Annotated in this window: 9 protein-coding genes; 3 read left to right on the top strand and 6 right to left on the bottom strand. The window is 74.1% G+C overall.

Features of this window, described 5'->3' with window-relative positions:
- The first annotated feature begins 55 nt into the window (after positions 1–55).
- Positions 56–1,234: a PucR family transcriptional regulator gene (locus tag H5V45_RS12630; protein WP_185253250.1), complete on the top strand. Its 1,179-nt coding sequence runs from the start codon at positions 56–58 to the stop codon at positions 1,232–1,234.
- On the opposite strand, the gene H5V45_RS12625 is transcribed toward H5V45_RS12630, so the two are convergent.
- A complete protein-coding gene (locus H5V45_RS12625; RefSeq protein WP_343061543.1) occupies positions 1,224–2,321 on the bottom strand; it encodes a cation diffusion facilitator family transporter in 1,098 nt (365 codons plus the stop codon). The two genes, H5V45_RS12630 and H5V45_RS12625, sit on opposite strands and share 11 nt — an antisense overlap.
- Positions 2,322–2,362: 41 nt before the next feature.
- On the opposite strand from H5V45_RS12625, the gene H5V45_RS12620 reads away from it, so the two are divergent.
- Positions 2,363–3,319 (top strand): SGNH/GDSL hydrolase family protein, encoded by a 957-nt coding sequence (locus H5V45_RS12620; RefSeq protein WP_185253249.1) that lies wholly within the window; start codon positions 2,363–2,365, stop codon positions 3,317–3,319.
- A gap of 155 nt (positions 3,320–3,474) precedes the next feature.
- On the opposite strand, the gene H5V45_RS12615 is transcribed toward H5V45_RS12620, so the two are convergent.
- Genes H5V45_RS12615 through H5V45_RS12605 form a run of 3 tightly spaced genes read right to left on the bottom strand, consistent with a single transcriptional unit; the run spans position 3,475 to position 7,754 of the window.
- Positions 3,475–4,869 carry an NAD(P)/FAD-dependent oxidoreductase gene (locus H5V45_RS12615; protein WP_185253248.1) on the bottom strand — a complete coding sequence of 465 codons (1,395 nt, stop codon included), beginning with the start codon at positions 4,867–4,869 and terminating at the stop codon, positions 3,475–3,477.
- Entirely contained in the window at positions 4,862–6,244 is a 1,383-nt protein-coding gene (locus H5V45_RS12610) for an aspartate aminotransferase family protein (protein ID WP_185253247.1), read from the bottom strand. Before H5V45_RS12610 ends, H5V45_RS12615 begins: the two co-directional genes overlap by 8 nt.
- On the bottom strand, positions 6,237–7,754 hold the full coding sequence (locus H5V45_RS12605) for a CoA-acylating methylmalonate-semialdehyde dehydrogenase (protein WP_185253246.1): 1,518 nt from the start codon (positions 7,752–7,754) through the stop codon (positions 6,237–6,239). The genes H5V45_RS12610 and H5V45_RS12605 overlap by 8 nt, the downstream gene beginning before the upstream one ends.
- 121 nt (positions 7,755–7,875) lie before the next feature.
- On the opposite strand from H5V45_RS12605, the gene H5V45_RS12600 reads away from it, so the two are divergent.
- Positions 7,876–9,537: a PucR family transcriptional regulator gene (locus H5V45_RS12600; protein WP_185253245.1), complete on the top strand. Its 1,662-nt coding sequence runs from the start codon at positions 7,876–7,878 to the stop codon at positions 9,535–9,537.
- A 57-nt stretch (positions 9,538–9,594) separates the two neighbouring features.
- Here the strand turns inward: H5V45_RS12600 and H5V45_RS12595 are convergent, their stop codons facing one another.
- Complete coding sequence (locus tag H5V45_RS12595; RefSeq protein WP_185253244.1) at positions 9,595–11,112, bottom strand: amidohydrolase; 1,518 nt, start codon at positions 11,110–11,112, stop codon at positions 9,595–9,597.
- Between the two features lie 80 nt (positions 11,113–11,192).
- Positions 11,193–12,662 carry a DHA2 family efflux MFS transporter permease subunit gene (locus H5V45_RS12590; protein WP_185253243.1) on the bottom strand — a complete coding sequence of 490 codons (1,470 nt, stop codon included), beginning with the start codon at positions 12,660–12,662 and terminating at the stop codon, positions 11,193–11,195.
- Between the last annotated feature and the right edge of the window lie 245 nt (positions 12,663–12,907).

Genomic DNA, 12,907 nt, shown 5'->3' with positions numbered 1-12,907 from the left:
GAGCCACGTCACATTTGTTCTCTCCGCACAAGAAACCACCTCAGGAGACCCACCGATGCCCGCTCGCACCCCGCGTCGCACCGCCGGTCACGGCCTGAGCCTGGACCCGGAGGCCGTCGCCGAGATGCGCTCGCGGCTGCCGCAGGTCGCGGACGCCACCGTCAACGCGATCATCGAGGAGGTCCCGGGGTACGTCGGGGCGCTGAGCGGCCCGATGGGCGAGAACATCCGCAACGCGGTCCAGCTCGCGCTCGGCGGCTTCCTCTCGCTGGCGTCGGGCCGCCGCGGGGCGGACCCCCGGACCCCGACCGCCCCGGCTGTCGAGGGGGCCTACCAGCTCGGCCGCGGTGAGGCCCGGAGCGGTCGCTCGACGGAGGCCCTGCTGGCGGCGTACCGCATCGGCGCCCGCGTCTCCTGGCGCGAGATGTCGACGACCGCGGTCGCCAACGGCATCCAGCCCGAGACGCTGGTCGACTTCGCCGAGCTGGTCTTCGCCTACATCGACGAGCTGTCCGCCGCGAGCGTGGCCGGGCACGCCGACGAGCTCGCGACGACCGGGCGGGTCCGGCAGCGGATGCTCGAGCGGGTCGCCCACCACCTGCTGACCGACTCCCCCACCGAGACCGTGATGGACGCGGTGGAGCGGGCCGGCTGGGACGTCCCGACCACGCTGACGGCGGTGCTCGTGCCCGAGTCGCAGGTGCGGCCCGCGCTGGCGTCGATGTCGCCGGCGACGCTCCAGGCCGGCGACCTGCCCGAGCTCGACGGTGCGGCGCTGCTGCTCGTTCCCGACGCCCACGGCCGCGCCCGCGGCGCCCTCCTGCGCACGCTGGCCGACCGCGGGTCCGTCGCGGGGCCCGCGCGGCCGTGGCTGGACGTGCGGGCGTCGTACGACCGCGCCCGGAGGGCCCGCGACCTCGGCCTGCCCGACGACACCGAGGCGCACCTCACCGAGCTGGTGCTCCGCGCGGACGCCGGCGCGCTCGCCGACCTGCGCGCCCGGGCGCTCGCGCCGCTGGCCGACCTGCGCCCCGCGACCGCGGAGAAGCTCGAGGCGACGCTGCGCTCGTGGCTGCTGCACCAGGGTCGCCGTGACGACGTCGCGGCCGAGCTGTTCGTGCACGCGCAGACCGTGCGCTACCGGATGAACCAGCTCCGCGACCTGTACGGCGACCGGCTCGACGACCCCGAGACCGTGCTCGAGCTGGTGGTCGCACTGGGCGTCAGGGGGTGAGCGCCGGCTCCTCGGGGAGCGCCAGCGTGAGCACGGCGTCCTCGATGAGGTCGTTCCTCTCGACGTCGGTCTCGAGCGCGCGCAGCCGCCGGGCCAGGTCCGGCTCGGCGTCGTCGCCGGTGAGGTCGACGGCCGCGACGACGAAGAGCTTCTGCGGGCCGACGTACTCGACGTGGAGGTAGGTGATCCGGTCGATCTCGTCGTGCGCGAGCAGCGCCGCCAGCACCCGCTGCCACATGTCGGTGCCGATGCCCTGCCCGAGGAGGTACTGCATGTTGCGGCGCATCAGGTAGACCGCCACGAACGCGAGCAGCACGCCGACCGCGATCGAGCCGACGGCGTCCCAGAGCGCCTGGCCCGTCAGCTGGTGCAGCAGGATGCCGATGCCCGCGAGGACCAGCCCGAGCAGCGCCGCGAAGTCCTCGAAGAAGACCGCGCGCAGCGTCGGGCTCGACGTCCGGTTGACGTAGCGCAGCGGGTGCACGCCCCAGCGGCGCGCGTCGCCCTTGACCTGGCGGGTGGCCTGGAAGAACGACACGCCCTCGAGGACGAACGCGACCCCGAGCACCACGTAGTTGACGGTGTAGCTGACCTCCTCGCTGCTCTCGGCGAGCAGCGAGGTCACGCCGTGCCAGATCGAGACGACCGCGCCGGCGGAGAAGAGACCGAAGGCGGCCACGAGCGACCAGACGTACGTCGCCCGGCCGTAGCCCCGCGGGTGCTCGGCGTCCCGCGGCCGCTCCCCGCGCTTCTCGGCGATCAGCAGGAAGACCTCGTTGCCGGTGTCCGCCCAGGAGTGCGCGGCCTCGGCGGCCATCGACGCGGAGCCGGTGAGGAACGCCGCGACCGTCTTGGCGGCCGCGAGCAGCCCGTTGGCCACCAGCGCCACGAGCACCGTGAACGCCGACTCCTTCTTGCCGCCGGGCTCGGTCGGCATCGCCTCGTCGACCGCCTCGTTGGTGTGCAGGTCGGCGTCGGTCGGGGGCGGGGCGTCGGCAGGGTGGTGGTGGCTCACCCGCCAGTCGTACCCCACGCGCGACGTCCCGGTCACCCCGGGGACCATCCGCTGGGTCACGTGCTGGGTCACCCGAGGGGTCCCGTGGGGGCCGGGCCGTACCGTTGCACCCCATGACGTCCCCGCGCCGCGCCGTCCTGACGGCCGTCCTCACCGCGCTCCTCGCGGCCCCCGCCCTCGTCGGCTGCTCCTCGGACAGCGGTACGCCGTCAGCCGGCCCCGGCTCGGCCACCGCGACGACCTCCAGCCCCTCGGCGTCGGGCTCGGCCACCGCCTCCGCGCCGACCGGCGACTCGCCGTACCCCGTGTACGTGGCGCTCGGCGACTCCTACACGGCCGCGCCGCTGGTGCCGACGACCGACACCGGCAACGGCTGCCTGCGCTCGGACCACAACTACCCGGCGCTGGTCGCGGCCGCGATGCCCGGCACCGCGCTGACCGACGTCAGCTGCAGCGGCGCCGACAGCACCTCGATGATCGGTGTGCAGGAGACCGGCGACCAGACCCAGCCGGCGCAGTTCGACGCCCTGAGCAAGGACGCCGACCTGGTGACGATCGGGATCGGCGGCAACGACTTCAACCTCTTCGCGACCCTCGTCGGCGTGTGCTCGCAGCTGCGCGACGGCGACCCGACGGGCAACCCGTGCGAGACCAAGCTCCGCTCCGGCGGCGGCGACACGCTGACCAAGGAGCTGCCCAAGATCCGCGGGCACGTGCGGGCCATCGTCGCCGGCATCAAGGACCGCGCGCCGAACGCGAAGGTGATCGTGGTCGGCTACCCGCAGATCATCCCGTCGTCGGGGACCTGCCCGAAGCTCCTGCCGCTGGCCGACGGCGACTACCCCTTCGCCCGCCGGATCAACCAGGGCCTCGCGGACGCGGTCGAGGCCGGTGCCGCCAAGGCCGACGCGTACGTCGACATGTTCGCCGCCAGCAAGGGCCACGACATCTGCTCCGACGACCCGTGGATCAACGGTGCCGCCACCGACGCCACCGCGGCCCTCGCCTTCCACCCCTTCGCCGCCGAGCAGCAGGCCGCCGCCGACCTGGTCCTCGAGCAGCTCCGCTGAGCCGAGTCGGCGCTACTGCAGACGCCAGGGGTGCCGAGTCGGCGCTACTGCAGACGCCAGAGGTGCCGAGTCGGCGCCAAAGCAGACGCCGATCTGCAGATGCGCCGACTCGACGGTCTGAGCGTCTGCAGATGCGCCGACTCGGCGAGGGGGGCTCAGGAGTCGAAGCCCAGGCCGAGCCGGTCGAGCACCCGGAGCCAGGCGTTGCGGCGGCCGGTGCGGTCCTCGCGGGCCAGCGACCAGCGGGTCAGCTGGATGCCGACCCAGGCGAGCGGCTCGGGCGGGAACGGCAGCGGACTCGTGCGGACCATCTCCAGCCGGGTCCGTTCGGTCGAGGCGCCGGCGAGCAGGTCGAGCATCACGTCCGCCCCGAACCGTGACGCGCCGACGCCCAGGCCGGTGAACCCGGTCGCGTAGGCGATCCGCCGCCCGCGGGTCACCCCGAAGAACGCGCAGAACCGCGTACAGGTGTCGATCGCCCCGGCCCACCGGTGCGTGAAGCGCACGTCGGCCAGCTGCGGGAAGGTCTCGGCGAAGTGCCGGGCGAGGGTGGCGTACGTCGCCGGGCGGTCCTCGTGGGCGGCGTCGACCGACCGCCCGTAGTGGTAGATCGCGTCGTAGCCGCCGAACAGCACCCGGTCGTCGGGCGTCAGCCGGTAGTAGTGGAACTGGTTGCCGCTGTCGCTGATCCCCACCCGGTCGGTCCACCCGACCGCGGCCACCTGCGCGGCCGTCAGCGGCTCGGTCGCGAGCACGTAGTCGTAGACCGGCACGACCGACAGCCGCAGCCGCTTCAGCAGCGGGCGGAAGACGTTCGTCGCGAGGACGACCTGCCGCGCGCGGACCTCGGCGTACGGCGTGGTCACGACGACCCCGCCACCGACGCGGGCGGCGCGGACCCCGTCGGCCGGCGTCCTCTCGGCGATCCGGACGCCGAGCGACTCGGCCACCCGGGCCAGCCCCCAGGCCAGCCGGGCCGGGTCGAGGGTGGCGCAGTCGTCGTGGGAGACCCGCCCGGCGAGGTACGTCGGGGAGTCGACGACCCGGCGGACCTCCTCGGCCCCGAGGAACCCGGGCTCCGACGGCGACAGCCCGGCGACCTCGTGCGGCCGGGTCGCGACCGCGAGGGTGCCGGACCGGTCGAAGCCGCAGTCGATGCCGTACCGCTCGATGGTCGCCGCGATCTCGTCGAGGTTCTGCAGGCCGAGCCGCTCCAGCTCGTCGTACTCCCCGGGCCAGCGCTGCCGCCCGTTCGCCTCGCCGTGGGTCAGGCTGGCCTCGCAGAAGCCGCCGTTGCGGCCGGTCGCGTGCTCGGCGATCCGGTCCGCCTCGAGCAGCAGGACGCTGCGCCCGGGCTCGCGCTCGCACGCACGGACCGCTGCCCAGAGACCGGTGAAGCCGCCGCCGACGACGACCAGGTCGACCGCGAGCCCGGCGTCGGCCGGGCCCAGGGCCGGACGGGGCGCCGGCCGGTCCGACGAGTCCAGCCACAGCGGCCGGAGCACCGACCCGGCCAGCGTCCCGGTCAGCACCCCGGCAGCGTCAGGCATCCGCGCGCGCAGCGGTCAGCGCCCGGTCCAGCATCGCCAGCCCCGTGCGCGCCTCCTCCGCGGAGATCGTCAGCGGCGGGACGACGTGGATCCGGTTGAAGTTCGACATCGGCAGCAGTCCCTCGCGCTTGCACGCGGCGAGGACCGCGGCCATCTGCGGGCTGCTCCCGCCGTACGGCGCCAGCGGCTCGCGCGTGGCACGGTCGGAGACGAGCTCCAGCGCCCAGAAGACGCCGGTCCCACGGACCTCGCCGATCCAGTCGTGCCGCCCGGCGAGCTCCTCGAGGCCGGGCCCGAAGACCTCCTGCCCCAGCGCGGCCGCGTGCTCGACGACCCGCTCGTCCTCCATCGTCTCGATGGTGGCGACGGCGGCGGCGCACGCCAGCGGGTGGCCGGAGTAGGTCAGCCCGCCGGGGTAGGACCGGTGCGCGAACGTCTGGTGGACCGCCTCCGAGATCGCGACGCCGCCGAGCGGCACGTAGCCGGAGTTCACGCCCTTCGCGAAGGTCAGCAGGTCCGGGGTCACCCCGTCGTGCTCGACCGCGAACCAGCGCCCCGAGCGCCCGAAGCCGGCCATCACCTCGTCGGCGATCAGCAGGATGCCGTGCCGGTCGCACAGCTCGCGGACGCCGGTGAGGTAGCCGGGCGGTGGGACCATGATCCCGGCGGTGCCGGGGATCGACTCTAGCATGATCGCCGCGATCGTCTGCGGCCCTTCGAGCGCGATCACCTGCTCGAGGTGCGCGAGCGCACGCTCGCACTCCTCCGCCTCGGTGGTCGCGGAGAACGCGCTGCGGTAGAGGAACGGCCCGAAGAAGTGCACCGTCCCGGTCGATGCGCTGTCGTTCGCCCAGCGCCGGGGGTCGCCCGTGACGTTGATCGCGAGCTGGGTGCCGCCGTGGTAGCTGCGGTACCGCGAGAGCACCTTCGGCCGCCCGGTGTGCAGCCGCGCCATCCGGATCGCGTGCTCGTTGGCGTCCGCGCCGCCGTTGGTGAAGAAGATCCGGTCGAGACCGTCCGGGGTGTGCGACGCGATCAGCCGGGCGGCCTCGGAGCGGGCCGCGTTGACCGACGACGGGGCGACCGTGCAGAGCGTGGCCGCCTGCTCCTGGATCGCCCGCACGACGCGCGGGTGCTGGTGGCCGAGGTTCGTGAAGACGAGCTGCGAGGTGAAGTCGAGCAGCCGGTTGCCGGCGCCGTCCCAGAGCCAGGACCCCTCGGCCCGGGTGACCACCATCGGGTCGATCTCGGCCTGCGCCGACCAGGAGTGGAAGACGTGCCGGCGGTCGAGCTCGTAGGCGCGGGCCGCGTCGGCCGCGGTCGTGTCGTCGTACGCCGTGGGGGCCGGTGCGACGGGCGTGACGGTGTCAGTCATGGCGCGGGAACCCCAGCTCGAGGCCGCCCTCGGGACGCGCGGCCGGGTTGATCCAGCGCGAGGTGACGACCTTGCCCCGGGTGAAGAAGTGCACGCCCTCGGTGCCGTGGGCGTGGGTGTCGCCGAAGAGCGAGCGCTTCCAGCCGCCGAAGGAGTAGTACGAGACCGGGACCGGGATCGGCACGTTCACGCCGATCATCCCGACCTCGACCTCCTCCTCGTAGAGGCGGGCGGCGCCGCCGTCGTTGGTGAAGATCGCGGTGCCGTTGCCGTAGGGGTTGCTGTTCACGAGGGCGACGGCCTCGTCGTACGACGCCACCCGCACGACGGACAGCACGGGACCGAAGATCTCCTCGCGGTAGATCTCCATGTCCGGCGTGACGTGGTCGAACAGCGTGGGACCGAGCCAGAACCCGGCGTCCTCGCCCTGCGCCTGCACCTCACGGCCGTCGACCACGAGCTTGGCGCCGGCCTGCTGGCCGGACTCGACGAAGCCGGCGACCTTGTCGCGGTGCTCGCGGGTCACGAGCGGACCCATGTCGGACTCCTGCGCGGCGCCCGCGCTGCCGTCGCCGATGACCAGCGTGCGGGTGCGGTCGGCGATCCGGGCGACCAGCTCGTCGGCGACCGGCTCGACCGCGACCAGGACGCTGATCGCCATGCAGCGCTCGCCGGCGCTGCCGTACCCGGCGTTGACGGCCGAGTCGGCGGCCAGGTCGAGGTCGGCGTCGGGCAGCACGACCATGTGGTTCTTGGCGCCGCCGAGGGCCTGCACGCGCTTGCCGGTGCGGCTGGCCTGCTCGTAGACGTACTCCGCGATCGGGGTCGAGCCCACGAAGCTGATCGAGGCGACGTCGGGGCTCTGCAGCAGCGCGTCGACCGCGGTCTTGTCGCCCTGCAGCACGTTGAAGACGCCGTCGGGGAGACCGGCCTCCTTCCACAGCTGCGCGATCCACAGCGAGGCCGACGGGTCCTTCTCGCTGGGCTTCAGCACGACCGTGTTGCCCGCGGCGATCGCGACCGGGAAGAACCACATCGGCACCATGGCCGGGAAGTTGAAGGGGCTGATGATGCCCACGACACCCAGCGGCTGCCGGACCGAGTGCACGTCGACGCCGCTCGAGGCGCCCTGCGAGTGGCCGCCCTTGAGCAGGTGGCCGATGCCGCAGGCGAACTCGACGACCTCCTGGCCGCGGGCGATCTCGCCCAGCGCGTCGGAGTGCACCTTGCCGTGCTCGGCGGTGATCAGCGCGGCCAGCTCGTCCTTGCGGGAGTTCAGCAGCTCACGGAAGGCGAACATCACCTGCGTCCGCTTCGCCAGGCTGGTGGTCCGCCACTCCCGGGCGGCGCGGTGCGCGACGGCGATGACGTGGTGGGCGTCGGCCTCGGAGGCGAGGGCCACCTGGCCGCTCTCGACGCCGGTCGCCGGGTTGGTCACGGGGGCGGTCCGGCCGGAGGTGCCGGCGTACGCCGCGCCGTCCGCCCAGTGCCCGATGGTGGTGCTGCTCATCCAGGGTCTCCTTCGGTGGGTGCGCCCCCATCCTCCTGCGGGCTGCTGCGTGAGCGGGAGGACGGACTGTACGATCAGAGCCTCTTTGCCGACGATCTGTCGGCCTGTCGAGGAGCCGCCCATGGCGCACCTGTCGCTGCGCGACGTGCTCGCGCTCCCGGTGCTGCGCAGCGCCGAGCCGCGCGTGCTGGCCGGCGCAGGCTCGCTCGACCAGCCGGTGCGCTGGGTGCACGCCACCGAGCTGGCCGACATCGCGCCGCTGCTGCGCGCCGGCGACCTGGTGCTGACCACCGGGATCGGGCTGCCGGAGTCGCCGGGGGCGCTGGCGACGTTCGCCGAGAGCCTGGCCGAGGTCGGGGCGTCCGGGCTGCTCGTCGAGCTCGGCCGTCGGTGGACCGGCGACCTGCCCGGCGAGCTCCCCGCGGAGCTCGTCGACGCGTGCGAGCGGGTCGCGCTGCCGCTCGTCCGCCTCGGGCGCGTCTCCCGCTTCGCCTCGATCACCCAGGCGGTCGGCGAGCGCGTCGTCGACGAGCAGCTGGCCGAGCTGCGCGACGCCGAGCGCGTGCACGAGACCTTCACCGACCTGTCGCTGGCCGAGGCGGCGCCGGCGGAGATCCTGGCCGCCGTCCAGCGGCTGGCCGGGGCGGCGGTGGTGCTGGAGAGCGAGCAGCACCAGGTGCTGGACTACCTGGCCGGGCCCGCCGACGTGGGCGGCTTCCTCGACGACTGGCAGGCGCGGTCGGCACGGGTGGCGCTGCCGGGGCGCACGACGTGGGACCCGGCGCAGGGCTGGCTGGTCACCCGGCTCGGCCCGCGCGAGCGGGGCTGGGGGCGGCTGGTGCTGCAGGCGCCGGCGCCGCCGTCGCAGCGCGACATCGCCGTCGTCGAGCGCGGGGCCGCGGCGCTCGCCCTGCACCGGCTGCACGACCGGGACCGCGACAACCTGGTCCGGCGTACGCACCACGAGCTGGTGCTCGCGCTGCAGACCGACCCCGCGACCGAGGACGTACGCCGGCGCTGCGAGCTGGCCGGCTTCCCCACCGCCCGGCGGCGGTTCGTGGGGCTGACGCTGCGGCCGCGGGCGGAGGCGGCCGGGGGTGGGAGTGGCGGGCGGCGGCCGACGGGCGACGAGGTCGTGGCGGCGGTGGTGCACGCGGCGCAGGCCGCCCGGGTCCCCGCGCTGGTGTGCGAGATGGACCAGGACGTGCGGGTGCTGCTGTCGCTGCCGGCCGTATCGGGTTCCGGGTCCGCGGGGTCGGCCGGGTCCGCGGCCGACGGGGCCGTGGACGCCCTCGCGGCCCGGGTCGCCCGCAGCCACGCCGTGGCCGTGGGCGCCGGGCGGGCCACGGACTCGCTCGCCACCGTCGACCGCACGCTGCGGGAGTCGCGGCAGGTGGTTGACGCCGTCCGCACCCTCGGCCGCGACCGGGTGGTGCACCGGCTCGAGGACGTCCACCTGCGCGGGCTGCTCACGCTGCTCGGCGAGGACGACCGGCTGCGGCTCTTCGTCGCGCGCGAGCTCGACGCCCTCCGGGCGCACGACGAAGCGCACGGGACCGACCTGCTGGCCGCCGTACGCGCCCTCGTGCAGCACCCCGCCAGCAAGGCCGCGGCCGCGGCGTCGCTGCACCTCTCGCGCCCGGCGTTCTACGCCCGGCTGGCCAAGGTCGAGACCCTCCTCGACGCCCGCCTCGACGACCCGGACATCCGGGTGTCGCTGCACGCGGCGCTGCTGGCCGACGAGCTCGGCGGGCGCGCAGGCGGCCCGGGCGGCGGTGCGTGAGCAACCGTTCTCCTGACCGGAACGGTTGACAGCTCACCGCTCACGCGGCCACCCGCCTCAGAGCGTCGTGTGCACGAGCTCGCCGGCCACCATCGTGAGCGCGACGGTCATCGTCCGCAGCGCCTCGCCCACCTTCGCGGTCTCGGCGCCGGGCTCGAAGCCGGCGAGCGGGTCGGCGTCGAGCAGCACCAGGTCGCCGCGCGAGCCCACGGCCACGGTCGGCTGGCCGTCGACGGACGCTGCCAGCGCCTCGCGAGGAGTGAGCGCCTGCTCGGCGTGCCAGGGCTCGCGGTCGTCGGCGCTGCGGTGCACGGCCGCGGCGATCGCCAGCCACGGGTCGAGCGGGGAGACCGGGGCGTCCGACCCGAGCGCCAGCGTGACGCCGTCGTCGAGCATCCAGCGGAACGCGAAGCACCGCTCGGCCCGCCCGGGCCAGATCTTCTCGGTCAGGTCGCGGTCGTCGAGGAGGTGCGCGGGCTGGATCGACCCGCGGATCCCCAGCCGCGCCATGGCACGGACGTCGTCGCGGTTGACCATCTGCGCGTGCTCGATCGATCCGCGGGCGCCGGTCTCGGCGTACGCCGCCAGCGCCTCGGCCACGGCCGCGTCGCCGATCGCGTGGGTCGCGACCTCGAGCCCGGAGCCGTGCGCGCGGCCGAGCAGGTCGCGGAGCTCGTCGCCGGAGAGGTTGGGCTGCCCGGAGGGGTACTCCAGGCGGTGCGCGTCGGCGTACGGGTCGCAGCACCACGCGGTCCGCGTGTTCAGCGAGCCGTCGCTGATGATCTTGAGCGGCCCCATGGTGGCGCGCGCGTCGCAGCCCGGCAGCGTGTCGCCGGTCCGCAGGCCGGCGGCGATCACGTGCTCGAGGGTGTCGGCGTACGTCGCCATCCGGATCCGCAGCAGGTCGGCGCCGGCGGCCCACCGCTCGGCCCACTCCTCGGCGCCGCCGCTGAACTCGAAGTCGACGATGCCGACGATCCCCATCGACGCCGCGTGCTCGAGGGTGCGGCGGTAGGCCTCCGGCGAGGTGCCGTCGTTGCCGACGAGGGTGGCCAGGCGGGGGTACGCCGCGAACCACTCGGCCTCGCGGACGACCGAGTCGCGCACCGGCATCGCGAGGTGCATGAGGGCGGTCGTGTTGAGCCAGGCGTGGTGGCCGTCGCCGCTGATCAGCACGACGGCGGTGTCGCCGGAGACCGCGTCGAGCTCGGAGACGGTGACGTCGCGCTCCCAGCCGCCGGAGCGGTGGCCCCAGCCGATGACCGGCACCTCGGGGTACGCCGCCACGCGCTCGGCCACCATCGCGGTCGCGTCCTCGGGCGAGCGGGCGCCGGCGAGGTCGAGCCGCTGCGAGGCCAGCGTCCACTGCGCGAGGTGCACGTGCTGGTCCCACAGACCGGGCATCAGCCAACGGCCGCCGGCATCGAGGACACTCGCCCCGTCGGGGCGCTCGAGGGCCGGGCCGACCGCCGTGACCGTGCCGTCGACGACCAGGACGTCGACGGGTCGGTCGGGCGTGCGGTCCCCCTCCGCGAGGGGGATCAGGCGCGCATCCCGGATCAGGTGGCTCGTCATGACAGACCACGCTAACGGCGGCTCCGGGAGGGCTCCGACCGCCCCCGGTCATGAGGCGGACGTCACTCCCCCGGGCGGGGTCAGACGGGGTCCGGGCAGGCGTCCCGCGCGACCGTCGCGGCGCCCGGGGCGGCCTCCTCGGGCGGGCCCTGCAGGGGCTTCGGCCGCAGCAGCGCACCCCCGACGACGGCCGCCGCCAGCGCGCAGCACGCGCCCGCCAGGAAGGACGCCTGGAACCCCTCGTTGAGGGCGGTCACGGGGTCGGCGCCGGACGCGACCAGGGCCGTCGTACGCGACTCCGACAGCGCCACCAGGATCGCCAGCCCGAGCGCGCCGCCCATCATGAAGCTGGTGTTCACGACCCCGGACGCCAGCCCGGACTCGTGCGGCTCGACGTCGCCCATGGCGGCGAGCAGGACGGGGTTGAAGGCGATGCCGGCGCCGGCGCCCAGGAGCAGCATCGAGGGGAGTACGTCGGCCAGGAAGCTGCCGTCGACCGGCGCCCGTGAGAACAGCGCGAGCGACGCGGCGGCGAGCAGGAGCCCGGTCGTGAGCGGCGGACGGATCCCGAAGCGCATCACGAGGCGGTCGGAGATCTTCAGCGAGCAGAACGCCATCACCACGCTGGTGGGGACGAACGCGAGCCCGACCTCGAGCGCGGAGTAGCCGAGCACCTTCTGGAGGTACAGCGCGGCCAGGAAGAACCACGCGAACATGGCGGCCGCCCACAGCACGCCGACCACCTGCGAGATCGCGACGTTGCGCAGCGTGAAGAGGCGCAGCGGGACGAGCGGGTGCGCCGCGCGGGACTCCCACCCGACGAAGACGGCGAGCAGCGCGACGCTGGCACCGAGCAGGACCAGCGTGCGGGCGGAGGTCCAGCCGGCCTCGTTGCCGCCGACGATGCCGTAGACCGACAGCATCAGCGCGACGGTCACGAGGACGGCGCCGGCGACGTCGAGCCGGCCCGGCTCGTCCACGGTCTCGTCGGCGGGCAGCACCCGGCGCGCGGCGACCCACACGGCCGCGCCGATCGGGACGTTCACGAGGAAGATCCAGTGCCACGAGAACAGCCCGGTCAGCACCCCGCCGAGCAGCACGCCGACGGCGCCACCGCCGGACATCACGAACCCGAAGAAGCCCATCGCCTTCGCGCGCTCGGCCGGGTCGGAGAAGAGCCCCATGATCAGGCTCAGCGCGACCGCGGACACCGCCGCGCCGCCGAGGCCCTGGACCGCCCTCCCCGCGACCAGCAGCCCGGACGACGGCGCCAGCCCGCACAGCACCGAGGCGACCGTGAACGACACGACCCCGGTCTGGAAGACCCGCTTGTTGCCGAACAGGTCGCCCAGCCGGCCGCTCAGCAGCAGGAACCCGCCGAAGGTCAGGAGGTAGGCGTTGACCACCCACGCCAGCGCCGACTGGGAGAACCCCAGGTCGGACTGGATCGAGGGCAGCGCGACGTTCACGATGCTCGAGTCGAGCACGATCATCAGGTCGCCCAGGCACAGCACGTACAGCGCCAGCCAGCGGCTCTTGTGGTCGGTCATTCCGGTCTCCTCGAGTCTTGCGTGGACGGGGGTCTCACCTGTTCCACGAACGGGGGGCTACGGATACGACAGACCGGGGTCAGGTCCGCGATTCATCGGTGGTTTCGAGACAGGCGCCAGAGCGCCTTCCTCAACCACCGGGCGACCCGGTGGTTGAGGAGGTTGCGCAGCAACCGTCTCGAAACCTCCGGGCGACCCGGTGGTTGAGGAGGTTGCGCAGCAACCGTCTCGAAACCTCCGGGCGA

Source organism: Nocardioides luti (genome assembly GCF_014212315.1).
Taxonomy (GTDB): Bacteria; Actinomycetota; Actinomycetes; order Propionibacteriales; family Nocardioidaceae; genus Nocardioides; species Nocardioides luti.
The sequence above is the reverse complement of the archived record's forward strand: the minus strand, read 5'-3'. Positions and strand labels throughout refer to the sequence as shown.

Coding starts and splice junctions, on each gene's coding strand:
- H5V45_RS12630 (WP_185253250.1), top strand. CDS start 56: ATGCCCGCTCGCACCCCGCGTCGCACCGCCGGTCACGGCCTGAGCCTG.
- H5V45_RS12620 (WP_185253249.1), top strand. CDS start 2,363: ATGACGTCCCCGCGCCGCGCCGTCCTGACGGCCGTCCTCACCGCGCTC.
- H5V45_RS12615 (WP_185253248.1), bottom strand. CDS start 4,869: ATGCCTGACGCTGCCGGGGTGCTGACCGGGACGCTGGCCGGGTCGGTG.
- H5V45_RS12610 (WP_185253247.1), bottom strand. CDS start 6,244: ATGACTGACACCGTCACGCCCGTCGCACCGGCCCCCACGGCGTACGAC.
- H5V45_RS12605 (WP_185253246.1), bottom strand. CDS start 7,754: ATGAGCAGCACCACCATCGGGCACTGGGCGGACGGCGCGGCGTACGCC.
- H5V45_RS12600 (WP_185253245.1), top strand. CDS start 7,876: ATGGCGCACCTGTCGCTGCGCGACGTGCTCGCGCTCCCGGTGCTGCGC.
- H5V45_RS12595 (WP_185253244.1), bottom strand. CDS start 11,112: ATGACGAGCCACCTGATCCGGGATGCGCGCCTGATCCCCCTCGCGGAG.
- H5V45_RS12590 (WP_185253243.1), bottom strand. CDS start 12,662: ATGACCGACCACAAGAGCCGCTGGCTGGCGCTGTACGTGCTGTGCCTG.